Source organism: Robbsia sp. KACC 23696 (assembly GCF_039852015.1).
GTDB lineage: Bacteria > Pseudomonadota > Gammaproteobacteria > Burkholderiales > Burkholderiaceae > Robbsia.
The window spans coordinates 1,457,374-1,484,009 of sequence record NZ_CP156627.1 but is presented as its reverse complement, the minus strand read 5'-3'; the positions used below and the strand labels follow the sequence as shown (position 1 = coordinate 1,484,009).

General features: G+C 58.5%; 13 protein-coding genes and 2 pseudogenes. 4 read left to right on the top strand and 11 right to left on the bottom strand.

What is annotated here, in order from left to right; all coding sequences use genetic code 11:
- The first annotated feature begins 26 nt into the window (after positions 1 to 26).
- Complete coding sequence (locus ABEG21_RS21015) at positions 27 to 1,166, top strand: porin (protein WP_347557355.1); 1,140 nt, start codon at positions 27 to 29, stop codon at positions 1,164 to 1,166.
- A 10-nt stretch (positions 1,167 to 1,176) separates the two neighbouring features.
- Entirely contained in the window at positions 1,177 to 2,889 is a 1,713-nt protein-coding gene (locus tag ABEG21_RS21010; protein WP_347557354.1) for a tannase/feruloyl esterase family alpha/beta hydrolase, read from the top strand.
- Positions 2,890 to 3,247: 358 nt separating this feature from the next.
- Here ABEG21_RS21010 and ABEG21_RS21005 read toward each other — a convergent pair whose 3' ends face one another.
- Positions 3,248 to 3,460 (bottom strand): hypothetical protein, encoded by a 213-nt coding sequence (locus ABEG21_RS21005; RefSeq protein ID WP_347557353.1) that lies wholly within the window; start codon positions 3,458 to 3,460, stop codon positions 3,248 to 3,250.
- Positions 3,461 to 4,130: 670 nt separating this feature from the next.
- On the opposite strand from ABEG21_RS21005, the gene ABEG21_RS21000 reads away from it, so the two are divergent.
- Positions 4,131 to 4,427 (top strand): hypothetical protein, encoded by a 297-nt coding sequence (locus tag ABEG21_RS21000; RefSeq protein ID WP_347557352.1) that lies wholly within the window; start codon positions 4,131 to 4,133, stop codon positions 4,425 to 4,427.
- 94 nt (positions 4,428 to 4,521) lie between these two features.
- Here ABEG21_RS21000 and ABEG21_RS20995 read toward each other — a convergent pair.
- The 6 genes and pseudogenes from ABEG21_RS20995 to ABEG21_RS20970 all read right to left on the bottom strand — a co-directional run.
- Positions 4,522 to 5,391: pseudogene (locus ABEG21_RS20995) on the bottom strand (IS66 family transposase); the annotation flags it as partial.
- A 5-nt stretch (positions 5,392 to 5,396) separates the two neighbouring features.
- Positions 5,397 to 5,819: a transposase gene (locus ABEG21_RS20990; RefSeq protein WP_347557351.1), complete on the bottom strand. Its 423-nt coding sequence runs from the start codon at positions 5,817 to 5,819 to the stop codon at positions 5,397 to 5,399.
- A gap of 193 nt (positions 5,820 to 6,012) precedes the next feature.
- Complete coding sequence (gene imm40 / locus ABEG21_RS20985) at positions 6,013 to 6,324, bottom strand: Imm40 family immunity protein (RefSeq protein ID WP_347557349.1); 312 nt, start codon at positions 6,322 to 6,324, stop codon at positions 6,013 to 6,015.
- Between the two features lie 165 nt (positions 6,325 to 6,489).
- A protein-coding gene (locus ABEG21_RS20980; protein ID WP_347557348.1) for an IS3 family transposase occupies positions 6,490 to 7,610 on the bottom strand; the annotation gives its coding sequence in 2 pieces (ribosomal slippage) (positions 6,490 to 7,352 and positions 7,352 to 7,610; 1,122 coding nt in all).
- Positions 7,611 to 7,986: 376 nt separating this feature from the next.
- Complete coding sequence (locus ABEG21_RS20975) at positions 7,987 to 8,385, bottom strand: hypothetical protein (protein ID WP_347557347.1); 399 nt, start codon at positions 8,383 to 8,385, stop codon at positions 7,987 to 7,989.
- Between the two features lie 10 nt (positions 8,386 to 8,395).
- A complete protein-coding gene (locus tag ABEG21_RS20970; protein ID WP_347557346.1) occupies positions 8,396 to 9,466 on the bottom strand; it encodes a DUF6862 domain-containing protein in 1,071 nt (356 codons plus the stop codon).
- Positions 9,467 to 9,493: 27 nt separating this feature from the next.
- Between ABEG21_RS20970 and ABEG21_RS20965 the strand changes: the two are divergent.
- Positions 9,494 to 9,964 (top strand): annotated as a pseudogene (locus ABEG21_RS20965) (ATP-binding protein); the annotation flags it as partial.
- Between the two features lie 535 nt (positions 9,965 to 10,499).
- Here the strand turns inward: ABEG21_RS20965 and ABEG21_RS20960 are convergent.
- Genes ABEG21_RS20960 through ABEG21_RS20945 form a run of 4 tightly spaced genes read right to left on the bottom strand, consistent with a single transcriptional unit; the run spans position 10,500 to position 26,485 of the window.
- Positions 10,500 to 21,749, bottom strand: coding sequence for a ribonuclease domain-containing protein (locus tag ABEG21_RS20960; protein ID WP_347557345.1), 11,250 nt, complete (start codon positions 21,747 to 21,749; stop codon positions 10,500 to 10,502).
- A 25-nt stretch (positions 21,750 to 21,774) separates the two neighbouring features.
- Complete coding sequence (locus ABEG21_RS20955; RefSeq protein WP_347557344.1) at positions 21,775 to 22,686, bottom strand: peptidyl-prolyl cis-trans isomerase; 912 nt, start codon at positions 22,684 to 22,686, stop codon at positions 21,775 to 21,777.
- Positions 22,687 to 22,709: 23 nt separating this feature from the next.
- Positions 22,710 to 24,518 (bottom strand): ShlB/FhaC/HecB family hemolysin secretion/activation protein, encoded by a 1,809-nt coding sequence (locus ABEG21_RS20950; RefSeq protein WP_347557343.1) that lies wholly within the window; start codon positions 24,516 to 24,518, stop codon positions 22,710 to 22,712.
- The gene (locus ABEG21_RS20945; RefSeq protein ID WP_347558104.1) at positions 24,503 to 26,485 is read right to left on the bottom strand and encodes a filamentous hemagglutinin N-terminal domain-containing protein; all 1,983 of its coding nucleotides are present in this window, start codon (positions 26,483 to 26,485) and stop codon (positions 24,503 to 24,505) included. The genes ABEG21_RS20950 and ABEG21_RS20945 overlap by 16 nt, the downstream gene beginning before the upstream one ends.
- Positions 26,486 to 26,636: the final 151 nt, after the last annotated feature.

Genomic DNA, 26,636 nt, shown 5'->3' with positions numbered 1-26,636 from the left:
ATTCAACGGTTCGGAGAAACCCTTTCATGCAACCATCCGCACGTCTATTAATCGGTGCTGCACTGTGCACTATCAGCGGTGCCGCAGCGGCCCAATCGAGCGTAACGCTCTACGGCATTATCGATACCGGGATCGAATACGTATCGCACGCGAACGCCGCGGGTAAGAGCGTGTTTCGCATGCCGTCGGTGACGGGTGAACTGCCTTCGCGCTGGGGACTGCGTGGCGAGGAAGACTTGGGCGGCGGCTATAGCGCGGTCTTCACGCTGGAAAGCGGCTTCAACGTGCGCGCCGGCGATCAAGGCCAAGGCGGACGGATGTTCGGACGTCAAGCGTTCGTCGGCATTAAGAGTCCGTACGGCACGGTTTCGTTCGGCCGCCAGTACACGATGACCTATCTCGCGCTGATGGGCGCGGACCTGATCGGCCCGGACATCTACGGTCTGGGCTCGCTTGACGCATACGTACCGAATGCCCGCGCCGACAACTCGGTGGTTTACCTCGGCAGCTATGCGGGCCTCACGTTCGGCGCGAGCTACTCGTTCGGGCGCGATGCGACCGGCACCGGCAACTCGCCTGGCCAGGGCACCTGTACCGGATCCGTCGCCGGGCAGACGACGCAATGCCGGGAATGGTCCGTGATGCTGAAGTACGACGCACCGCAATTCGGCGTCGCGGCATCGTATGAAGAACAGCGTGGCGGCAGCACCGCGGCGGCAAACTTCTTCGATGGCGTTACGCCGACACCCCTCACCAGCGCCGCCGACAAGGACATCCGCGCGCAAGTGAGCGCCTACGCCAAACTCGGCAAGACCAAACTTGGGATCGGATGGCTTAACCGTCGCGTCGAACCGGGCGCGGACACGGTTGCGAGCGTGCGCTCCAATCTGTTCTTCGTGGCCGCCGCGTACAACGTGACGCCGGCTTTCATCGTCGACGGCGCGATTTATCACATCGCGAATGCCCAGCACGACACGCGCGCGACGATGGGCACGCTGCGCACCACCTATCTGCTATCGAAGCGCACCGCTGTCTACGCGCAAGCGTCGTACCTCGCGAACAGCGCGAAGGCGGAGTACTCGGTGAGCGGCGGTGGTGGTGGCACGACGCCCGCCGCAGGCACGGGCCAGACCGGCGTCATGGTCGGCATTCGTCATTCCTTCTAGGATACAAAGCATGAAGTGCACCTCTATCGCACTGGCGTCCGCCGCAGCGCTCGCACTCGCCGGGTGCGGCGGCAGCATCGGCGACAACGCGTCCGCATTGACGCAATTGAGCGCGGCCACGCCCGCCACGCTGGTCGGCGATTGCGCTTCACTCGCTGCAAAGCTCACTTTCTCCAACACCGTCTTCAGCACGGTCACGGACGTCGCCGCGGGCACGCTCACCGTGGTCGGCAAACCGATCGCCGAACATTGTCTGATTCAAGGCAGCATGAATCAGCGCGTCAGTAGCGTCGACGGCAAGACCTATGCGATCGGCTTCGAAATGCGCCTGCCGATTGCGTGGAACGGACGCTTCTTTTACCAGGCCAACGGCGGACTCGACGGCAATGTGCTCACGGCCACCGGCGAAATCGGCGGCGGGGGCCCCACCAGCGACGCGTTGAACATGGGCTTCGCGGTCATCAGCTCGGATGCAGGGCACGGCGCGGCGCAAAATCCCCTGTTCGGTCTCGATCCGCAGGCACGGATCGACTATGGTTACAACGCAGTCGCCACGCTCACGCCGATGGCTAAACAGGTCATCAAGCTGGCGTACGGCAAAGCCCCCGATCGGAGCTATTTCGACGGTTGCTCCAATGGCGGACGTCATGCACTGGTCGCGGCGGCGCGCTCATCGGCGGAGTACGACGGCATCATCGCGGGCGATCCGGGCGTTCACCTGCCGAAGGCGGCCATCGGTGAAATGTGGAGCGCGCAGCAGTTTGCGAAAGTAGCGACTGCGACAACCTCGAACGGCCTGCCCGATATCACTACCGGTTTCACCTCGACGGAACGGCAAATGGTGGCGTCGAAAATACTGTCGAAGTGCGATGCGCTCGATGGTGTGACGGACGGCCTCATTCAGGATATCAAGGCATGCCAGGCCAACTTCAACCTTGCCACCGACGTCCCCACCTGCACAAACAACGTTCGTGACGGCACGTGCCTGACGAGCGCGCAGATGGACGCCATCGGCAATGTGTTCTCGGGCGCGCGCAACAGTGCTGGGACGGCGCTCTATGCAAGCTTCCCATACGATGCCGGACTCGGCGCTGGTTGGTCGGCGTGGAAGCAGGCCAACTCGATCACGCTCGACCCGGCCGCGGCCGCCTTCACGTTCACCACGCCGCCGCAAGCCGCTTCCGTGGTGAGCCAGTTGTCCGCGTACGCGCTGAACTTCGACATGGACACCGATGCGCCGAAGATCTTCGCCACAAGCGGCGTGTATACCGAGTCCGCCTGGTCGTTCATGACGCCGCCCGATGAAACCAATCTCAGCGCGTTGAAGCAGCGCGGGGCAAAGCTGATGGTTTATCACGGCACAAGCGATCCGGTGTTTTCGTCGAACGACACGACCGACTGGTATCAACGGCTCACCGCAGCGAACGGCGGCGACGCATCGAATTTCGCACGTCTTTATACGATCGCCGGCATGAACCATTGCAGCGGCGGTCCGAGCACCGACCAGTTCGACATGCTCACGCCGCTCGTTGCATGGGTCGAGCAAGGCACGGCACCGGAAAGCGTGCTCGCCACCGCGCGCGATGCGAGCAATGCCGTGCCGAACGCCGACGTGCCCACCGACTGGGGAGCAGGACGCACGCGGCCGCTTTGCCCGTACCCAAAAGTGGCGCGTTATCAGGGCGGCGATGTCAACGCCGCGAGTAGCTTCGTTTGTAGTTGAGTGTTGAAAGGGAGTGGGTGCGACCGCCGCCGCTGCTTAGCAGGCTATGTCTCCTGGTGTCTCGATGGCGGTCGTCGCCTAGCGTAACGCGATCAATCGCACCCAACTTTCGCGCTGGCGTCGTGAACAAGTGCACAAGCTCGGCCGCACGGACAGCGGCGGCGCCGCCTTCGTGTCGCCGGAAACGTACATGCCCAAGACGGATGCGTGGAAGGGCAACGGCAGAACGCTACGCGTCCGGCATGAGGACATGGACACCGATAGGTCCGCTGGTAATCTAACAGAAGGTGAACCTGATGCTACGCTTGCCGTCCGGACAAGCCCTATCGGTTGCGGCCGATGTCGACATTTACTAGCGTTAATCATCAACGGCCGACATCGGAACCATACCGGATTGGTCGATTCTCGCCGCGCCTTCGGGCGACATCTTCGCGACGATTTTCGTGAAGGTATCCTCCCATATGCCATCGCCTCTTTCGTTATATTCCGCTTTCTCTATGTCAGTTGCCGCAAAATAACTAGCCGTGATGTCTTGCATATCGATTGGCCAGAAAGATTCTCCGTCCGACATGATCGGAAGTCTGCTTTGGACCCAACGCATCCGAGGTGGCATCCCGCCGAAATCGACCGACACGTTGTCGGTGTTGCGTAGTGGTGATCGGCATAGGACTGCGCTCCAAATGAATGTATTGAAGCGCATTACGCCTGACGCGCATATCAAAATTAGGTCACCGGCGGACTGCCGGAAGCGTCGGGCGAAAGCACCTTGTGCCGACCAATTTGACCGAGGGTGTGGTGCGCATGTAGGTCCGCACTTGTTTTGGAGCGAGAGCCGTGATCGAGACACCAGAGGGCATACGCCTGCTGCACCAACTCATGCTTGAACTGCTTGTTAAACACGCCCTGCCGTGCCTGGTTTCATGGATCTCGCCTGCTTGCCTTTAATCGCTAGCCTCCATCGAACATCGGTTATTATCATTCGACATGTCGCAGAGTGAATTTTCTGGGAAAATCGGATGTTCTATCGGGCTAAAGTTTTTGCGCATTGAGACGTTAAACGGTTTAGAAAATTAGACCGATCTTTCAGCGCCCTCAAACAATGACACGCTCACGACTTTATGCCTTATGGCTGTTAGCTACTGCCTCCCTACTGTCAGCTTGCGCAAGCCCACCTAAGTTCAATGCTGATAAGCTGAAATCAGTCAATACGATTGCAGTTATTATTCCAGAGGTAGGCTACGGTGCGGGAAGCGCCGGGGCCGCTCAACTCTTTTAGCCGTATAGTGTTCAGTGGCGTAGTGATTTTCGATGCAAAGTCGCTGACCCCGATTTTCACGAAACCCTTATATTTTCAGAAAATCAGCGATCCCGATAGCTACTTCACCTACTCGGGGCTTCTAGAGGATCTACCGCATGCCGTGAACGCCCTCGATGAAGCAGCCATGAGTCTGGTTCCGAAGTTTGGGGAGGCGCTCAAGGCTGCGGACGATGTCGCAAAGGCCATACCGACGACGAGTCAAGCAAGCAAGTCGGAGTAGGCGATTAACGGTAAGCGCGAGTTTCTCCCCACGTGAGCATGCATAGGGAGACGCCCGCAGGATCGTGCGGGTAAGGCGTGGCATCAGGGGTGCGTTATGCCTTTACGGCGCGTTGCTGTTTGGCGTAATTGAACGGTAGCAAGTCGCTGATGTCTGCGCTTGTGGCCCGTTGCGGCAGTTCGTCGAGAACATGCAACAGATACCCATACGGTTCAACGTCGTTTGCACGGCACGTCAGCATCAGACTGTAGATCATCGCACTGGCCTCAGCGCCGGCTACCGTATCGCTGAACAACCAAGCGTTTCGCCCTGTGCAGAAGGGACGGATGTCGCGTTCGAGGACGTTATTATCGATGGGCGCTTGTCCGTCTTCAACATGGCGATTCAGATACTGCCACTGGTTTCTCGCATAGCCGATCGCCCCGCCCAGCAGCGACTTCGGTAAGGCCAGTGGTGCCTGCGTGTCCAGCCACGTTTTGAAGGCATCGAGCACCGGCACGCTGTGCTTCTGGCGCAGTTCATAGGTGTAGTCGTGACGTGTCTGGTCATCGGGCAGATCGCCCTTGGCAAGCGCCTCGACTTGATACAGCACTTTGATGTATTCCAGCGCCTGTGCGATGCGCTCGCTCGGCTTCTTCTGTCCCTTGGCCGCGTCCACGAAGGCGCGTCTTGCATGCGCCCAGCACCCTAGGGGTGTCGGGCCCTCGACGGTTCGCCACGCCGCATCGCTCATCAACAGCCCCGCATAGTCTCCCAGGAAGGTTTGCGGATGCACTTGCCCACGTCCCGGTTGGTAGTTATAGATCACCACCGGTTCGGCGCTGTCCTCGGCGCTGCGGTAGCACCACATATACGACTGGCTCTGTGCGCTCTTGTCGGCCTCCTTGAGCACCTGCACCGTCGTCTCGTCGCCATGGATCAGCCCCTGCGATTTGAGCGTGGTGCACAAGGCGTCGTCCATGCGAAACATCAGCGCGCGCTCAGTGCGGTGATCATCACCTCGACGAGCGTCGCGTCCGTACGGCCGAGACCTTCCAGACGCAGCGTCACGCCGCTGGGCAATTGTGCGCTGAGGCAAGCCGCCGGGGCAACGCCATTAACGTGGGAGGATGCGACCGGCGCGATGTCGGCGGTGCCCCTGACGACGGGGACGAACATTGGCGCGGCGGACTTGGCCTGTTGCGAGCGTCGCCGCGCTTGTTCTAAGCGGATCCACTTGTGGAGCTGATTGGCGTTGATCTCGGCGCGCAAGGCCAAACCCGAGATTGAGGCACCGGGTTGCTCGCAAGCAGCGACGAGACGGCGCTTGTCGGCCACGTCATACCAGCGCTTGCCGTTGGTGCTCAGACGCTTGACGCGCAGGGGCAGGAAGTCAAATTCAGGGTCTGTCATATTGCGTCCGCAAGTTGAAGTAGCGGACGCAATCGTGATCTTGATTAAGATCAGAAGCTAGGTGGGGAGAAATTCGCGCTTACAATCGAACCGGCCTCCACGAAACCCGGCGTGGTTCATCTTATCGAAAAAGGGTCACTCATATTTGACCAAAAAATTCACAAGGTAAATCCAAATCTCGGGCGGTCGCATTCTACCTGCACTCATCAACGACAAATACAATGTAGACATCTCGCTGAGCAAGGTAGGCTAAGTAGTTGCGCGCTACATCAACGCTTTGACCAAAGTCATTCCCGTCGTATGACCAGTTCTCATAAGTCGACTCGAGGCTTTGTTGTTCGGATAGGCAATACACGTCGCCGCCCAATATACGCCAACGGCGGCTTGCAAATAACTCAAGCGCAACCTTAGCATCTGGCAACGAAAGTGCCGCTTCATCCAAACCATTGCCGATAAGGCTTCGGCCACCTCGCGCATATAAATCCAAAATCTTTGCGATCGTCATTATCTATTTATTCGGTACGAATAGTCTGTGATTGATTGTGCCATCTGGTTCTCGAATATATTCAAAAGCGCCTGAACGCCCTTTATATTCCCCGGGTATAGTCAACTTCCAACGAGACACCCCGTCCCCGCCCGGGATTGCGTTAACAGCGACGTCACCGCGTTTTCAGTAGCATTGGGCTTCAGAATCCGGGGTTGATATGATGGCGTTCGCCGTCAGTTGCTGAGCGTAAGCCATTGGCGTCAGACCGCCCAGTGATTTCTTCGGCCGCTCTTCGTTATATTCCCTGCGCCATGTTTCGATCAGAACGCGTGCATGGGCAAGACTCGTGAACCAGTTTTTATTGAGGCATTCGTCGCGGAATCGGCCATTGAACGACTCGATATAAGCGTTCTGGTTTGGCTTGCCAGGCTCGATAAGAAACAACCTCACGCCACGCCGATGCGCCCACCTCAGCATCGCTTTACCGCAGAACGCTTTCCCGTTGTCTGTCCGAATCCCTTTTGGTAAGCCGCGCAGTAACGCCAGTCGATCAAGGATTCTCGTGAGAACGTGTCCTCCAATGGCCCGCTCTGGAACAATCGCCACGGCCTCATGCGTCGCATCGTCGACGACCGTCAAATTCTTGATGACACGGCCCTCGGCGGTACCATCGAACACGAAATCCATAGACCACATCTGATTCGCTGCTGACGGCCTGCCCAAGGGCTGACGCTCAGACACCGGCACCTTCTTGCGCTTGCGACAAGGTACTTGCAGGTTCTCCTGGGCATACCGCCGCTCCACGCGCTTGTGATTGACCACCAAGCCCGACTGGCCCAGCTTCAAATAAATCATTCCCGCGCCGTATCGGCGATGCCGCTGCGCCAGCGCCACAATCTGTTCACGCAAGGCGTGATTCTTATCCGCTGCCGCTGCATAGCGATAAGAACTCGCACTCATGCCGATCACCCGCAGCGCGTGCCTCTCGCTAAAGCCGCTGTGAGTCACATGGCGCACCAAATCTCGGCGTGACGGTGTGCTCGCCCCTTTTTTCGTAACGCCTCGCGTGTGACCTCGATTTCCAGCATCGACTCGGCCAGTAACTTCTTCAGGCGCGAGTTCTCCGCCTCAACCTCCTTGAGGCGCTTCGCGTCGGACACTTTCATACCGCCGAATTTACTGCGCCAAAGGTAATAACTCGCTTCGGAGAATCCGTGCTGTCGGCAGAGCTCTTTGACCGGCAAGCCGGCGTCCGCCTCGCGCAGAAACCCAATGATCTGTTCTTCGCTGAACCGCTTCTTCATGCCCAATCTCCTAACTACCTGATTGGACTCTAAATCCTCGTGCTACTCAACTCCGGGGTGACGTCGCGACGACCGCACCGGCCGATCAGCAGCACGACGCACATCGCGCTATTGCCGACGAGTGGCTTCAACGCGCGATCAAAGGAATTAAGGAAATGCACGGCAACGAGGACGCCCGCAAGGAAGTCGCGCAAAGGCTGTTTTAAGTCTCGCACGCCAAGCGCCCGGCCAGCGACGAATTGCGTATTTCGTACGGTCACGTCGCAACGCTCGCCAACGCAATAAAGCACAAACCCGTCACGTGGCCGGGTTCGTCTTAAGGCTGCTGTCCCGGCAATAACCGGCGCAAGCTTGTCCTCCTGCTGCCGCAACTCTGCTAGAGAGCAAATGCCATAGTCGGATTTTGCTGTGCAGCAGTCTTCAGAAAAGCATCCAGCGCAACCAACTCCGATAGCAGATCGGATTTTGAAGTGTTTGCCGTCAGCGATTGACCATCCTGCAACCGCCTGTACACGAACTCAACAGATTGCGTATCGCTCAAACGCAGTGCCTCGATCTGCATTTCCAACGCCGCCGACACCGACTTTACAATCGCCGCATCGACTTCATCCTCTTCAAACTGATCGAACATAGTTCCATGCCCAGCATTGAACTCTCGCCAGAAGTTTGTCGCGAACAACCATTCTGACAAGATGCCCGACAACTCAAACTCGACCGGCCGTCCCGAGTGCTGCTCCGTTGGAACCGCAAAAATTTTGGAGACTTGCATCCTCATACGCACTCGCCTATTTGACAGGGTCACTATTGTTGTAATGGGTCAAGCCTTGCCGAATACCGGATGGAATCCCAGTTTGCGTCGTCTTATTGCTACCGATCAAAGGAACATTGTTCGGTATGGGGTTCCCGCTCTGATCTAAGTACTGGCCGGTAGCACTCTGTACCCGATAATAGTTGCCAGCGTTGTCGTATACGACAGAGGTGCCGGTAGTGGGATTAGTGTAGACGGTCTTCCCCGAATTGGTATTCGAAACTACGGGATTCGGTCCAGCGATGTTTTCAATGGTTTCAGACAAAGAAACGCTAGACCAATTGCCGCGGTTTGCTGCCGCCCGTGCTGCGCCGCCCGAGTTAGACACCGGGGAACTAGGCCCACTGTTTGTAGCCTCAGAGATTATACCAACTGTCTTGGTTCCACCGAGTCCAGCCAAACCTGCTGTAACGCCACCGGCGGCGACGCCCAGAGTGGACAAGTAGTACGCAGTCTCAGTCGACCCGCCGAGTCCATACGTCACCCCTGCCAAGATCCCAGGCAGCGGCCCCGAAAGCGCATTGTCAAGCATCGCCGCTGCTTGGCTGGGTGCGGTGTACGTAGGTGGCGACGCTGCTGCGGCAACGGTCACACCGTTGACTGTAGAAACAGTGTTGCCCGCCATATAGGCTAAAGTCTTCTGGTAAGCACATGCAAACGAGGCCGGAGACTGACACGCGGCGGCCAGAGCCTTGTCATTCGCTTCGGATGTCTGCATCAACGTGGCTGTCGTCCCGCACGTACCCGCGCTGTTACTATCGCATCCTGCCTGCGCAGCATCCAGCTTCTGCGACTGCGACTGCTGCCCCGGAAAGATCTTTACGTGATTCAGCCAATTATTGAGCGTCTCGTTCTCTGCTGCCCTTGCCGCAGCCGTTCCGTTCTGCCCCAAGGCATCAGCAACCAAACCTCCGGCCAACGTCGTGATCGCCGTTTCTAGTGCTGCCGGAGTCGTTCCGTTGCCATCGATGATGGGGTTCAGTCCAGCGGAAACCGCACCACCAATTGCACTGCTGGCACAACCGGTGCCGCTAGCGGCTCCCGTCACACACCCTAGCGCTGCGTGCACAGCAACGAAGCGATCCGTGCAGGCAAAAGCGTGTACTTCGGCTCGCTCGCTGACATTGCCAATTCAATGGCCAAGGCTGAGCGCGAAGGCAATTTGCCACAGCGGGTGCGATTTCTAACTCGTCACAGCCTGCTGATCGTCGACGAAATTGGTTACCTGCCGATCGGCTCGAACGGTGGAAATTTATTCTTCCAGCTCGTCAATGCCTGTTATGAGCGCTGCGCGATGATCCTGACATCGAACCGTGGCTTCGGCGAATGGGGCGAGGGGTTCGGTGACAGCGTTGTCGCCGCCGCTTTGCTCGACCGACTGTTACACCATGCCATTGTCATACAGATCGAAGGATCCTCGTATCGACTCCGTGAGCATGCCGACTTGCTTCCCGAACATTTGCGCACTCGCCAGCCATCGCTAAATGCGTCAATGGGCGATGCACCGCGTCGGCGTCCAGGACGGCCACGAAAGGAGCCTGTTTGATCTCACGAGTCGGCTGATCACCGAAGAAACAGGGTGGGGAATTTTACTTCGACAGTTTTGAGGAAATTACGGCCGATGTTGACATGCGACAACTATCTAGACAAACACCGTGCGATCTATCTGGCGAAAATAGATGCTACTTATTTAGCAGCGTGCCGATTTTTTTTCGATCTGTCGATTTAAACGCTACTTCAAAACAATGAGGTTCGAGTCTTGCCCAGTGCAGAACTGCATCATGGAGGATCTCGAGGTAAGTTTTCAATTCAGATGCCTCCAAGCCCGGAAGATCGTCGTGCACAATGATGACTTGCCGCTGGTTAACCCAACTGAAATCTCTGAGGCAATCGAGCAGCGCATTCCAGTTGTATCCAAAATAGGAGGGGAATTTTAATTCCTGACACAGCAATTGGAAAAGTTCGTCTGTTGTCCGAATATCCCCGCTGACGCATGAAGTAAGAGCCTCATCTAGGTCGAGTGTATATACTTCAGTATAAAATGTGAACGATAATAATTTATTCATATAGTGAGATTTGACTTAATTTTTTACGGGAATGAACGACTGGTAGTGATCCGGAGTGTAATAGATCTCTCCACCTTGACCGGTTACAAGTCTTTGAGGGCCGGGTCCCTTTATCCCCGGGGTTGGCACAACATACTCTCTGTAATAATCAGCAGCTTGGGCCGGAAGGAGCTGAATTCCTCCGACAGGGCGATTCTGAAAGACAGTACCATCATTTGCCGAGATTGAAGCTCCGCCGCTCGCTATCCTGTCCAAAGTCGGCTGAAGATCTACTGTGCCAGTGTAAACTTCCCCACTTGCACGATTTGTGACTGACACACCGTTGATAAGCGTGGTGCTTGTGGCCGCACTTTTAGACGCAGCTGCACCGACTTTCACCGTGCCCGTGTTCCCCGCCGCGCCCAGCACTGCCGTTCCGGATGCGGTAACCGTTCCATCTTCATTCTGCGTGACCGGTGTCTCGCCCAGCCGCGCCTTTTCAGCATCAAGCAGCTTCTTTAGCTCGCTATGTTCTTTTTCGTCTTCCGTTTCATGGTCGAGTGTTGAATTATTCAACGCTTCGTTCTGCGCCGAAGTCGCGCCACCGATTGCACTGACGCCGCCCAGCAAGGCACTCGTGCCACCTAACAACGTCGCTAGACCTACGATTTCGGCACGCTGCGTGCTGGTCAGGCTTGCTGCACCCCCGGCGGCATTGACTAGCAGGGGCGTGATGATCGCGCTCGTCGCACCACCAAGCGCACCACCTTCACAGCCCGTGCCGCTAGCTGCCCCGGCCGCACAACCCAATGCAGCGTGCGCCAACACATACGCGGCAGTGCCCTGCTCGAAAGCCGCCCCTGGCTGTGACAACTCGCCGATTTCGTACGCGCCAATCGCTGCTGCACTCGACACGAGCGAGCCTTTTAACGCATTGAGATAGCTACCACCATCAACTGCGGTCTGCACACCAGCAGAAATGACGGCTCCGCCCGCCGCTGCGGCCAATTGGGTCGAGACACTCGCACTCGTACCAGACGCCGAGGGAGACATCGCATTCGACAAGTTTTGCAGCCCCGCCAAACTCGCCAACGACTGTGGACCGGCGCCGCCCACCACTGTGGTGCCTGTAGTAAATCCAAGACCATCCGTACCGCTGTATGTAATCCCATTCAGCAACCCAGCCGTGATGCCGCTAACAAGCGCTGCTTGACCTAGTTGGCTCGCATCAATTGATCCCGTCATGATCAACTGGCTTGTTGCACTGCTGGCAATGCCTGCAATCGCCGCGGATATAACGATATTGCCAAGTCCTGCGGATACCGCTGCGCTCGTCGCTGTAGCGGCAGTGGCTGCAGCAAATGTACTACCCGCCGTCGCCCCGGCCGCAGCACCTACGGCACTCGACGCTGCGCCATATGTCAAGACCGAAACAACAATCGCGGCGGCGATGGCCACCACACCAAACCAACTAGGTACTCCGCCTTGTTGGACAAACTGCGTATGCAGCGCGTCAGCCACCGTCTCCTGCGAGAAATTGCTGCCTAATTGTTGCTGCAACTGCGCAACTAAGGCAGCAGTTCCTGCAACATTCGCGCTGCCGTCCGGGTTCAATAAACTGAGCGATCCCCCAATCTGCGTCAGTTGTTCGACGTTGAGCGCGTAATTCGCCGCGCTCATATAGCCACCCGGCTGCACGACCGTACCGGTCGTGTCGACGTAGCCACCCTGGACCTTGGTCCAGTCGTTGCCGATATCGACTTGATTTGCGCGGTTCGTCAACGTGCCCGTATTAACCGTCAACGTGTCCGTTGCCGCAATGGTGCCGGTGTTCAAGACCGTGCCGCCAGCCTTGTTAAAATCAAGGGTGACGTCGCTTCCCGCAATCGTTCCGCCCGCTGCCAAGGCACTCGTATCCTGCGGCAGGTAGATCTGCGGCATCAACGCGGTAACCGTCGGACAGCTACTCGTGCCTGTGGCCGTACAAGACGGATCCGGTACCGTCTGCTCGACGTACCACAGCATCGGCTTATCCAACGCTGCAATTTGCGTCTGACTCAACGCATCGCCCAACTTCAGATTGTTCGTCTGCGCGTAAGTCAACGCGTTCTGATACAGAATGCCCTTTTCTTGTTCCGTGACGGAGAGGTTGTTTTTGCTGTCGTAGCTCAGGCCATCGATGAAACTCGCCCTACCCGTCTGTTGGAGCGCCACTTGCTGAAGCAGCAAGTCCTCTTCCTGCGGGTTGTAATAGAAGAGCGTCGTGCTAGGTTGCAACGTACTCGGCAAGTTGTTGATCAGGTCTTGCGGCGTAAAACCCGTACTTGTCCCGATAGCCGCGTCGACATATGACGCCGTACCGGCCACTGCGCTGGTCGTGTACGCGCCCGAGCGGGGAATCGACAGATTCAAGCTCGGCAGCGTTGTTGGATTCAGCGAGATGACTTGCGACGTGCCATTGACGCGCGGCGTGTAAGTGTTTGCCGATGTGATGCCGTTGATCAGGCTCTGGCCCGTCAAAGAAATCGATGTACCCAGGACGTTCCCGACGTTTTGAATTGTCCCGCCAGCGTTGATTGTTAGGTTTGGCGCTTGAATCGTCGCCGCAATGCTACCCACTGGCTGCGGTGGGTCGATCGAACCTTGGGTCTTCGTATAGGCGTCACCATACAGCGCCGTACATTCCGCAACGGAGCCGCAAGCCCACGTATCGTGCGACTTATCGCTACTAAAAATGCCTGTTTGCTGGATCCAGTGCGAATGCCAATAGGCATTCAGCGTCTGTGCCTCGTTGACAACCGGGCCGGAAACATTAATCGTCGCGCTGGTTCCCGCCGAAATCAAACTTCCCACGTTTGTCAGGCTGCCAGCGTTGATCTGCAAGTTGTTCCCGGCGCTGATCACCGATGAACTTCCAGATTGCTGATCGACATACGCCGTGCAATATCCGTCCTTGTATCCGCCTGCCGTCATACAACCGGCGTAGGCTTCGGTCGAACCATAATTGACGCTGATTTGGACTGGCGGCGGAAGCGTGTTCGTAATGGCACCGGACACGTTCAAGGTAATATCGTTGCCCGCGACGATATTACCCGACGTGTTGTTCAAGCTCTGCGCAGCCGTGCTTGAAGTCGCCGTGGTCCCGACGCCACCGACAACCAGATCATGCCCGGCAAGCAAACTGCCAAACGTATTGTTTATCTGGCCTGCTGCGATGACCAAATCATGGCCGGCATAGATCGTTGCATTTTGTGAGTAGTTGAACGACGCTGTGGTCGGGCCACTACCCTTCGCAGCGCCGGCTGTGCCACATCCTTCATTCGGCACGCCCGATGCACAGCCCGTCTGGGCGGCCTGGTTCTGTTGCGTCCCACCTTGGTTCGTCAGACTTTGTGCCGTGACCGAGACGTCATTACCGGCATAGAGCAGACCGGCATTAGTCAAATTGCCACCGGACACCGTCATATTATTGCCGGCGGCGATCATGCCCGTCGGCGTTGTCCAGGTCGTGGTGCCAGTACCGGTCGGTGCGGCGGCGCCCGTGTCGATTGAAAACGTGGCCGGAGCCTGATCAGATCCGTTGCCACAATCAGATTGACAATTGTAGGGCCCATTCCAATTGCCATTCTCGTTGCGGGCAGCGATTTGGCGGAGCGATGCCAATTGCTGTAGAAAACTGCTGTAATCGCTTTGATTGATCCACGTATAGGTGGTCGCTGTCAAAGAAGGCGCAATCGCGCCGTTATTCAGCGATTGCACATTCAGCGTTACATTTCCCTGCGCTGCAATTTGGCCGCCACGGTTATACAAGGTGTTCGCCGTCAAAGCAATCGAGTTGCCCGCAGAGATGACACCGGCAACGCCCAATTGCTGCGTGGTGGTGGTCTGATAGACGGTCGGCAATGCAATGCCTACAACTGCCCCATTCGCGCTGCTGTCAAGATACAAGAACGACCCTGTCGTCGGATTTCCGTTATCGTCCCATCCGGTGGAAACATATTCCCGTTGGAAATAAATGACACCAGACGCAAGGGTGGGCGATGACCCGGCGATGCTGCAACTTGTAGTGCAGGGCGAGTAACCGGTGTTATAAACTAAGTGCGTCGAACCCGTCGGTGACAGCAGATCGCCGACTGTGGAGGAAGTCGACCATGACGAAGAGCCAGAATCTCCTCCTCCGTCGTTGGTGGTTGTCTCCCACGTCGTTGGCACTGTCAACGACCCAATATTGCCGGACCACAAAACGCTCGGGTTCACCACTACCGTGGCACCACTTGTCGTTGTCGCCCCCGTCGGACCTGCTTGATCGTTCACGACGGTGTTTGCAGTGATCGTGACGTTATTGCCTGCGTAAATCGATCCGGCCGTGTTGGATAACGTGCCGCTCAAGGCGACGGTAAGGTTTCCGCTCGCCTGCGTTGTGCCATATTGATTGTCGTAGTCGCTTCCGGTGACCGCGATATCACCGACGGACTCGACCGTTCCGCGATTTGTACCGCTGCCATTCAATGTGAACAAACTGCTCGTGTGCAACACGCCTGTGTTGTACAAAGCCCCGTTCAGCGTGACGACTTGCCCACTCAGTTGCCCGGCGTTCACGAACGTGCCGCCGGTGTTCAACGTCAACGGTGCGGTGCCGGAAATCGTGCCGGTATTAACAATGCCACTCAAGCCGGTCAACGTGACACTCTGCGCAGCGTAATTCCACGTGCCGCTATTGCTGATCGTGTTTGCCGTGATTGCCAGCGCACCGCCAGCCTGCAAACTGCCGAGCGATGTATCCACCGTGCCGTTATTCGCGGCCAAACTCAGATTGCGTTGTGCCAGAATCTGGCCGCTCGTATTGCTATACGTCGTGTTCGTACCAGTCAGATTGATCGACAAATCGGCGGTTACCGTGCTCGCCGACGTGGCACCGGTATCACCCGAGAAAATCACCCCGTTATTGTTGTTCAACGTGCCGGCGTTGATCGTCACGCCGTTGACACCAAGCAGCGAGCCAGCGTTGGTCAAAGCCCCCGTCGCGGTGACCGTCGTCGTCAAGCCATTGATCAAGCCGGCGTTACTGAGGCTCCCCGCGGTCAAGCGCAACGCATCGGTAGAAGCCAACGAAGCCCCTAGCGCGTTTGTGATGGTCGATGCGGTAATCGTCATCGCGCCACCGCTCAACACCGCGCCTACGTTCGACAATGTGGTTCCCGCCGACAGGCTCGTCACGCCGACGACGTCTATATTGCCGCCGGTCAAGGACATGCTACGGTTGGCTTGCGCATTGAGGTCGGCACCCACGAGAGCGGTGCCGATTTTGACGTCGCCGCCCTCGAGTGTCGTACTACCGGTGGACAACAACGATGCGCCGCTGACATCCAGGGAATTTTGCGCGGTGACGTTTAACGCTTTCGACGTACCGATGCTACCGGTCAAGGTGACGTCACTGCCGCTCAAGGCCACATTACCGACCGCGGTACTCGTCCCGCTGAGCACGACCGCACTACCCGCCGTAACGGTTACATTACCGTTTGTAGACACACCGGCTAGCGATGCACTGCCTTGTGTCGCGTTGGCCGTGACGTCGCCGACTGCCGACGTAGCGCCGGCGACGGTCACGCTTCCTGCTGCATTGAGAGCGACCGTCGAGCCGGCTTCGATCGTGCCGTTGACGCTCAGGCTGCCGGGGACCGCCGCGCTATTTGTTGCCGCCCCGCTGTTTTGTCCGGCGACGGCAGACAACGCACCTACGGCAATGATCGCACCGCTGCCGAGGTTGCCTACGGCAGTCAGCGACACATCGCCCGCGCCCTGAATAGCCCCGAGCACGGCGTTGCCGCCACTGGTCACGGTCGTGCTTTCACCAAACGCGAGACTCCCCGTTTGCACATTCCGGCCGGCCGTAATGGTCCCGGCGCCCATGCCAAGGGTCGATCCGCTTAGCGTCACATCGCGTGCGCCGGAAAAATCCGCAGCGCCGCCACTGACGATATTGCCGCCGACGGCTAGGTCTTCGGCTGCGCTTGCCGAAATCGACGTGGCCGACGACAGTACGCCAGTGACGGACAAGTCTCCGGCACTCCCTGGCGCGGTCGCACCGAGCGCCTGCAAGGACAACGCCGCGGTGCTTTGTGCCGAGGACAAGGCCATATCGCCTTGCGAAATCAGCGTCACCCCACCATTGCTTGTTATTGCGCCAGCCGTGAGAGAACCACCGTGGGCGTGTGCCCGTAAATCACCGGTTGCGCTGATATCGGCTAGCTGAGCCTGACCGCCAGCATCGATCGTCGTTGTCGTACCGCTGTTGATCGTCCCCGCGATACGCATATCATTGGCCGCGTTAAGGGAAACGGCCTCCAGCGCACTAATATTACCGCTTGCAGACAGCTCCCCCCCCTGCGCCTGCAACGACGCATTTCCCACGGTCGCATCTACCGCGCCGACCGCCACATTCCCTACTGCCGTGACCGTGGCCGATGCGCCTTGGAGTTTTCCGCTCAAAGCCACATCGCGTCCTGCCGCCACCGTTGCCGCCTGCGCGAACGCCAGTGCAGCATCGCCCTTGATGTCGCGACCGGCGTTCAACGTTCCGGTGGCTTGGCCCGCTAAATGAGTGCCCGACGGGGTCGCTGCTCCGGTCCCTACCGAACCAACAGTGATGTCACGCCCGGCTTCTACATCGACTTGTTGCGTCGCATCGATCTGACCGGCAAGCGTCGCGTCGTTGCCGGCATTTACCGACAACGCGTCGTTTGTACTAACGGTTGCAGCACCCGACGTGACGACGTCTCCCGTGCGGGCGGTCAACTGCATCGCGCTAGTCGATTGGAGGCGACCGCTCACGTTGATCGTGCGCGTGGCGGCGATACCCAAGGTCGTGCCGCTGCTCAAGGAGCCCCCTACCGTTGTATCTCGCGCCGCAGCGATGGCCACGCCGGTCGCGGCTTTCGCCGTACCTGTGATGTCGACGTCTCCGGACAGCGTGCCAATCGTTCCGCCAGCTGAGGTCACAGAACCTGCACTCCCTCCTGCACCGTCCGTGCTGCCCTGCGCAACCACGGTCAGACTCGTTGCAGAAGTGACATCATGCAACGTGGCGTTTCCGGCAGCCGTCGCTTGAACGCCGTTTGCCTGTATCGATCCGGAGAGCGCGAGATCGCGCTGAGCGCTCAGTGTGACGTCGCCGTCAAACGATTGCGTCCCAGCACCGCTAATATCGCGTCCGGCTTGTAGCGTCCCGGCAGCCTGGCCGACGACCACGCCATTCAAACCGAGATCTCGTCCCGCTTGTAACGCAGTTTGGCCGAGTGCCGTGGTGCTCACGCCGGTTGTCAGATCCAAGCCCGTGGTGACGAAAAGCGATGCGCCGCTGTTGATGCCGCCGGTTGCGAGCAAACTGCCCGCCTGTGACGTGACCGTCATGCCGCCAACCGACTCCAAGGCGCCCGGAATGGTGATATCGCTCACCGCACGCATCGCCAGCGTGGTACCGCTGGCGATTTTGCCGCTCACGTTTATGTCTTGCGAGGCGCTCGCCGTGACGGCGCCACCCGCTACTGCCGTGCCGGCCACGCTCAGCGCGCCGATGCCGTTCGTCGTGTCGCCAGCCCGCAGGGCCAGTGTCGTCGCTGCTTCGACATTGTTGACGCTAACATTACCGGCTGCGCTGAGGTCGACGCTTTGGCCCTGTACCAGACCACCTTGGTTTATGTCGCCTTCGGCGCGCAGCGACGCTGCTTGCGTGAAAGACAGCGTCCCGCTCCCGGTCAAGTTACGGCCTGCCCTCACGTTACCGCTGCCTTGTCCTTGGACAGAACCAATGGCGCTAACGTCGCGCGTGGCTTGCAGCGAGGCGTTACCGGCACTTGTCAGCGATCCATCGACGTGGATGTCTTGACCGGCATTCAATGCGACCTGGCCGCTGCCGGCGAGTGTTCCGCCAGCAGCGATGGAAACGTCGCCGTGTTGAGAAGCCAACGCCGCGTCGCTGCCCGCCTGTATCGCACCATTGACGAGTAGATTGCCATCGGCAGTCGCGCTGAGCGCGTCACCGGTGCTCAACTTTCCGTTTAGGGTCAACGCATCGCCACTTTGCAGCGTCATTGCGGATCCCGACTGCACGTCTTGCAAACTCGTCGCGCCGCCAGACGTCACCGTGACGGTACCACCGCGGATCGAACCGGTGGAGGTGATCGCGCGGGTCGCAAGCAATATTGCATCCCCACCTACGGCCAGGCTCCCGCCGCCGCCGATCGCGCCGCCATTGCCTGCCGTTCCAGCCTGCAAGGTACCCTTGCCTTGAACGACAATCGTGCCGTCGAATACAAGGTCCTGACCCGCCATGACCGCGAGATCGCCGAGAGCCGACGTACTTTGCGTGCCGAGATCGATGGACTGTGCTGCGCTTATCGCCAAATTGCCACCGGCCGCGATCGTGCCGACGTCGACAATGCCTCCCGCAGCGTTCGTCAACGTCATATCGCCGTTCGACGATGCATTTCCCGCGATCGTGGTATTGCCGCCGCCCGTTACCGTCAAGGCACCGGCTGCTTGCACCGCACCGCTTGCCGCGACATTCACATCGCCACTCGCGTGCAGCGTGCTGTCCGCTGCCGAGAGCACATTGCCGTTGACCTGTATGCCCCCGCCGTCAGTCGTCGCATCGAGCCCAGCATTCGCTTGGACATTTTGTAATGTCACGGACCGCCCCGCATGCAAGTGCATTGCATCGGCTTGCAACGATCCGGTGACGCTAAGATCTCGTCCGGCGCTGACGGTCGCATCGCTGGCAAAACCCGTACTACCCGCCGCGATCACGTCTTGTCCGGCATGCAGCGTCGCTTTCCCCTGCCCGGCAAGCGTCCCACCGATGTTGAGGTCCGTCCCTGCTTCCAGGTCGACGTCGCCAACCGCAGTGGTCGTGCCAGTAACACCGATCGCGTGCCCGGCAGTAACGTTCAGCGCTGCTGCGCTGTTAACGTTTCCTGTCGATTGGACGTCGCCGTTCTTGGCAGTAAGCGTCAGCGCACCAACCGACTGAACCGTGGCGTCGCTAGCAATCGTCAGATCCTGTTGCGCAACCATCGACGTCCGATCGCCACCCGCGAACGTCCCCGAAACCACGACGTCATGTGCCGCGCTGACATCACTGCTGCCAACGACCGCCGCATTGCCCGAAAATGTGATGTCTCCAAGGCCCGTCCGCCCTTCTGCGATCGCGCCGAATGCCCCGCCCACTTGCAACGTGCCGAACTGCACGGCACCGCCCGCGTCAACCTGAAGCGCATTCGCCAACACGGTGCCAGGCAGGACGATATCGCCGACGGCATGCAGACTGCCGTTCTGCCCGAAGGCAATCGACCCGGTCACAGCAAGGCCGCTTCCGGCGGTGATTGCGCCATCTTGCTGCGCGATCATCATGCCTGCCACGGTGATCGCGTCCCCGGCGTTCAAAGTGGCATTGGTGCCGACAAGAAGCGAACCCGGAATCGTAATCGCACCAATGGCGTGTGCATCCACGGTCGTGCCGCTTGTCAGGGAGCCACTGACGATTAAGTCGGCACCACTGTGCGCGCTGGCCGCCGCCTGTGCAGTCGTTTGACCAGCAATGGTGGTATTTCCACCCGACAGCAACGCCAGATCGCCACCACTGCTTACCGTGCCGTTCAATGCAAGGGCGTCTTGCGTCGCGGTCAGGCTTGTATTGCCTCCGGACTGCACGGTGCCGCCTAGCGTCAGTTTTTGCTGTGCAATCGCCTGCAATGCGCCGCCGATCTGTGCGTCGCCAAGGCTGATGTTTCGACCGCTCGTCAGTGTGGCATCGCCATTTGTCTGCGTACTGGCCAGCGTGATATCGCTGCCAGCCGATACCGTCAACGCGCCGCCTGATTGCAAGGTGCCGGTTGACGCGACGCTAGCGCTTGCGGCGATTGCATAGCCCGCGACGCCGACATGGCTAGCGCTCATCACGACATCGCCGCTCGACGACAAGCTGGCCTGCTGTTGCGCAGCCGTTCCCGCAACCGTCAGATCACCATTGGCCGACAGTACGAGATCGCTCGTATTCGCAGCCAGCTTGGCGTCCGTGCGCACGCCCATGCCGGCAGCCGTACTGATCACCTGAATCGCACCGGCCGTCATCGCCCCAAACGCCGTCGCGTCGATCGACAAGCCGTGCACGGCACCGTTCGCCGACACCGCGTTCGCAGCGTCGATTGCGGCGTTCGTCGCGCTTGCGCTGTTGTCGCTGCCGTTCGCCGAGACCGCATAGCCGGACGCTGCGATTGTCGTCGACGCGGGCATGACAAACTGCCGGCCGGCAATCGCATCGATCCGATTACCGGCGTAGAGTGGTGCATTGACGCCTATCGTCTCGCCGATCAGGTCGATCGTACCGACAGTGCCATCGATCCCGGCACCGGGACCATTTGTCCCGGTGTTGCCCTCGATCTGGATATGTCCGCCGCTGATGCTATAGCCGACCTGTGTCGCGTTCGCAAAATCGCTGCGTGTTCCGTTCAAATCGCTGACGAACTGCGGTACGCCCGTGGCGAGCGTCACTCCTATCGTATTGGTAAAAGCAACGCCTCTCGTGCTAATCCCGTTCGGATTAGCGATGATCACTGTCGCAGGTGCCCCAAATACCTCAAGCGGCCCCGCGAGCACGCTCGCATAGCCTGCACCGTTCGATGTCACCTGGTTGATGATCACGCTAGCAGTGCGACCTGCCAAGTTGGGATTTGCGGCGACATCGCCGCCGGTCAATGAGGTGCCTGATCGAAGACTGTTATTCAGAATCAAGCCGGCCGCATCGATGTCGAAGCGTTGGTATTGATTCAAGGAGATGCCGGCGGCGTTCGGTGCGGTGATATTGACGACCGGAACGCTGCCGTTCGACCCAGTGCTTTGCGTTATCTGCGGTTGAAACGCCACCGGCGCGCTTGGATCGGTGATGGTCGCCGCACCGGCACTGCGCAGCCCCAGTTTGATATCGAAATTGCGAAGCGCAAAGCCTGCGGGCAATCGCACTGGCAGTGATATCCGCGCCAACAGTGCTTCCCAGTCCGCGACGCTGCGACGCGTGCTGCCGGCAGCCAAGATCCCAGCCGCGCTCTCGCTTTGCTGATAGGTGATCGATACCGGCGAGAAAAACAGCGTCACACACAGCACAGCGGCAAATACGCGCTGCCACCCGCGCGGTGTACGCGAGGCGTCATAATCTGCCGGCTGCGGATCGACGTACTCGGCGGCGCCGATATCGTTATTGTCGTCGATCTGTGTCGTGAGCTGCCGCATCATTGAGGGTCCGAGCCGAAAAATATTTTTATTGTTGAATCTGTGCGTGCTTCATCAGATCGACCACGATCTTGGACGTTGCCTTTTCAATTTCTGCGCGCGTCAATTGGGCACGTAACGGCGCCGCCGTCTCCGCAAAGGTCGGAATCTTGGTTGGGCGCTTTTGATCGACGCGCAAAATCCAATAGGCGTCTCCTACTTGGATCGGTGTGTTGCTCACTGCACCTTGCGGTAACTTCACCAACGCTTCCGCAAGGGGAGTCGGCCAGTTCAATGTCTGCCCAGGCTGAATCGGGGTTTTGAACGAGACCCAGTTCAGCTCGCCGCCTCGCGCCGCGTCCGCCCCCTGGCTGTACTGCGCGGCGAGTTTTGCGAAGTCACCACCCTGTTTTAGCTGCGCGAGCACCAACTTCGCGGTATCGGCGTCCTTGACCACGATCGCGCGTGGTTTCCATTCATCTGTGCCAAGGCGCGAGACGATTGCGTCGTATTGAGCTTGGAGCGCCGCGCCGGTGATGGGCTGTGGCTTCACTTCGTCACGGAGATAGCTGCCGATCATGGCATTCGTTTGCGCTTGCTCCCGCGCTTCTTCCACTGCGGCCACCACATCCGCGTGCGTGTCGTAATGCGCGCGTTTCGCCGCTTGTCGGAAAAGCTCTCTCGCGATCAATTGGTTTTTGACTTGCGCGCGCGCAGCAGGCGTATCCGTTTCGTGTAGCGCCGACAAGGTTTGATCGACCTCGGCGTTTGTGATCGACACATCGTTGACGCGCGCCACCGTGCCTGGCGGAAGCGCGCTACCGGAGGACACATGGTCGGCGTTGTTATCGTTTGTCGATGCGCGTGCTGCCGACGCCGAACCCGTGGCAAACGTGAGCGTCGTCAGGATCGTGGCGACGCCAAGCACCGTCGTTCTATACCTTAAGGAAACAAATTTCATGATGATTCCGTGATGCGTCGGTGTCAGTCCGACCAATTGAGAGTAGCCAGCAGAACGCTGGCTTTTTTACCTAATGCGGCCGGCTGCAAAAGCGCCTGACCTACCAACACTTCGCTCGTAATGGTCTGCGAATGAAAGCGCCACTGCGCACGCACGCCCATCCCCGCCCCCATCAGCGTGGGCCAACCACTTTGCGCGATCAGATGCGCTTTTCCTGCATCCAAGAATAGATAGGGCTGGACCGTTGCACCATGAAACTCCGGCACGTTTTGCCATGCAGCCTCGTTGCGCATCAACACGCCCGAGTCGCCGCTGATACCGCCCTCGGTGAAACCCCGGACCGACTGCATACCACCGAGAAAGATCTGCGCGTTGCCAAAAAGTGCAGTCGGACTGTACTGACCGGAGAGCTGCCCCCGATACGTCAAGGACGCATTAGCGATATGTCCCATGGGGACCTGCAACGTCGTGGCCAGATCGAATTTGGTGAATTGACTGTGTGCCTCTTCGCGGTCGATATCGCCGGAATCATGTGTGGCGGATAACCAAGGTAGACCTTCTGAAACGCCCGCATCCCAGGTAGCGGCGGCGCCTTCATTGCGTGCGGTAAAACGGTAGAGGCCGCTCAGCCCCACGCGCAGAATCGTCATGTTTTGCGGTGTTAAAGCGATGCCGTTGACACTGCGCTCCGTGCGCATTTTCGTCAGGGTCACGTCAAGGCTGATGCGCCCGCTCCGTGAGCGTGTCAACACGTCGTTCCAGCCAAGAATCTGACTGAAGGTGCGCCCTTCCAGCAATGCCACATCGCTGATCAATTGCTGATATTCGGACAGCGAGGTTGTATAGCTGAAAGTTTGATAGCCAAACGGCAAGGCGGCCGAGAACACCACCGCATTGCTGTCTTGCGTGCCGACGTAGTTGAACGACAGTGATTCTTGCCAGCCGATGACGTTGTCGGCCTCGACCCCTGCCCGATACCGTAGCGTGCCCGTTTGCGCACTGCCATAATTGTCGATGCCAAGGTCGAAGGAGAACGGACTGCCAATATGATTCTTGATCGCGACAATCGAATCCCCCGGCTGTTGTCCCGGCATGATCTGGATTTCTGCTTGGTTGCGTCGTAGGCGATTGATTTGATCGACGCCCTGCTCCAGATCCGGCAAGCGGAGCAACGCGCCTTCGTGCGTCGCAAAAGCCCATTCCGTCCCGGCATCCGTAAACAAGCCACCACCCGGTAGCGGATAATGCGCCGGCGCCGTGTGATGCGCGACGATCGGCTCCCCATTGAGGGTGAAGTGCGCCAATTTCCCGGCGACGATATTGAGCATCAGCGTACCCGAAGCAAGATTCTGCGAACCGAGATAAGCCCGCGTCGTAATGAATCCGTGGGCGATAAAAGCCTCTGTTATGCGCCGCAGTAGCAAGTCGATTCGTTGACGGCCAAGGTGTTTGTGTAAAAACGGCGCAACAATTCGATCGCGTTCCTTCGCGGGTAACACGGCATCGCCGCTAAAGACGATGCGATCGATCAGAAACAGCGGCGCGACATCCGGCAAGGTCTCGACGTCCGCGTCCACCGGCAAATTCGGCATCGCTACTTGCGGAACGGCGATCTGCGCCGGCTGCTGTTGCAATTCCTCGCGACGTTGCCGATCCCGCTGCTCTTGAAGGAGTCGCTGGGCCGGATCTTGCTCGACGCGCGGCGCCGTGAAGACAATCGGATTTCCGGGCGCCGGGGGCGGTGCGGACTGCGCGAAGCTGCCTGTCACATGAAGCACCAAGCCCACCACGACACACACAAGATGGGTGCGATCTCTCACAGGCCGAACCATGACACCAAACCAACGTGGTTGTGATTACCGATTGTCATCGGCTGACGATAGGGCAAACGAACGGTGTTAATACCGCCGGCCGCTACAACACCGCCCGGCGCGCTGTAACTGCCGCCCTCGATCTGGGCAACGCCCGTCAACGTCACTTGACCCGACCCGCCGGTGAAAACGCCGCCGGTGTCGGCCGCGTAGATCGACGACCACGCGTTGCCGAACCATGCCTTAAGATCATTCGTACGGTTAAAGGCGCTGTAGCCCGTCATCGCCTGCGCAATCGTGCGCGGTGCATCAAGGGACAGCCGGCCGTACGCTAAGACCATTCCTCCGGTATTTACGATCTGCTGCCCAGCCTTGAGGGCGATATCATTCGAAGCTTCGATCACGCCGCCATAGGCTTGAACAGTGCTGGATGAGCTTGAGTGACAAAAAATGAAGCAGCTTTGATGGAACGCCGCTTGTCCCGTCATGACCGCTTGCGTGTTCAGGGTCTGCGCTGCCGTTAGCGAGATGCCACCGGCATCCGCTAGGATTGAGCCCCCGTTGTTATTGATGTTATTCGCGCTGACGACAACATTGCCCGAGGCGGCAGTGATATAGGCCAACTGGGATGCGTCGGCAAGCTGGCCATAGTCGATGTCGACGCCGTTCTTTTTATTCTGCAAGAACCAAAAACCGCCGCTCGAAGCGTAATTGACCGGTGTCCCGTTATCGATGCCGGTACTGTGATCTGTCGTGTTATCCACGTCCCCGCCAGCGGCCAGCGACACGCCGGTGTTCGACAAGATTCGCGCGTTCTCATTGGTGATGTTGCCACCTGCCGTAAGTGCCACATCGCCGGCAACACCAAAGAGAATGCCAAGCGTGCTATTCGCTTGCGATCGATTGACGATATTGCCGGACGCGATCATCGTGACTGCACCCGCCGAATTGGAATCGGATGAATTGGCAATGCTCCCCTGTACCAGCGCGCCCGTATTGCTGATATCCCCGCTGCTCTGGATGACGACACCGCTGCTATTGGATGCGATAACGGTCTGACCATGGCTGCCATTCGATAACATGACGTCGGCACCCGTCACACCAATACCTGCTGCGGCGGTCATGGTTGCGCCTTGCATCTCGACGGTCCCCGTAGACGAGATCGTAAAGTCGCCGTACGTTGCATTCATCACACCCGCGCTCCGAACGCCAGGACCTTTGTCCGTGACGATCAACTCGATGCGGCCACTGCTCAGACTGCCCGCTGCGGTGATATCGATGGCAAATCCATTACTGGCATTGCGGGTAGCCGACGGGGTTGTCGTGTTCAACGACAACCAATCATTCGCGTTGTCCGTTGGGGACAGGCTGGTATCCAACGTAACGCTGCTGGTTCCGCCAATGATCCGGGCGCTGGCAGTGTTAGATGTAAAGGTGTTCGCGAGCGGCCCATTCACTTGAATCTGCTTGGCGATTAAATCGACGCCGATCAGCGCACTCGCGAGGCCCTGCGGGCCGACTACGATCGTCCCACTCTGCGTATCCAGCACGATATTGCGCTGAATGACGGAGCCATCGGTGCCGGTGACATCATTGAAACTGACTTGCCCAGTCGTCAACGCCACGCGCCCAGTATTGACGAATGACCCACCATTGACGGTTATCCCATTGGGATTCGCCAGCACGACATTCGCGCGTGGCCCCAATACCGTGACGTCACCCGCGATCAAGCTTGGATTCGTACTCGTGACCTGATTAACAATAGTTCGTGCGTTAATGCCATTGTTATTCAGTGCCACACCGGCGGTACCGACATTGAAACTGGTGTAGTTGTTACGAGAAACGCCATACGTCGCCGGGGCAATACTGACCGTCTGGCGCCCGTTACTTGCCGTGCTGACCGTCGTCGCGGTCGATCCATCAACGATGATCCCCGCAGCGTATGCACTATCGATAAAAACCGTTGCAATCAGCGAACACAGCGCGATCGATAATGGCGATACGAGAATCGAAAATGTTTTATCTAATGGATTTTTTCTAATATTAGAAGCGACAGGCAATAGCGGTGCACCGCCGAAATTAAGGCGGAAAATGACGTCCTTCAACACAGCCGATGCCTGCGGCTCGACGCCTCAGGCC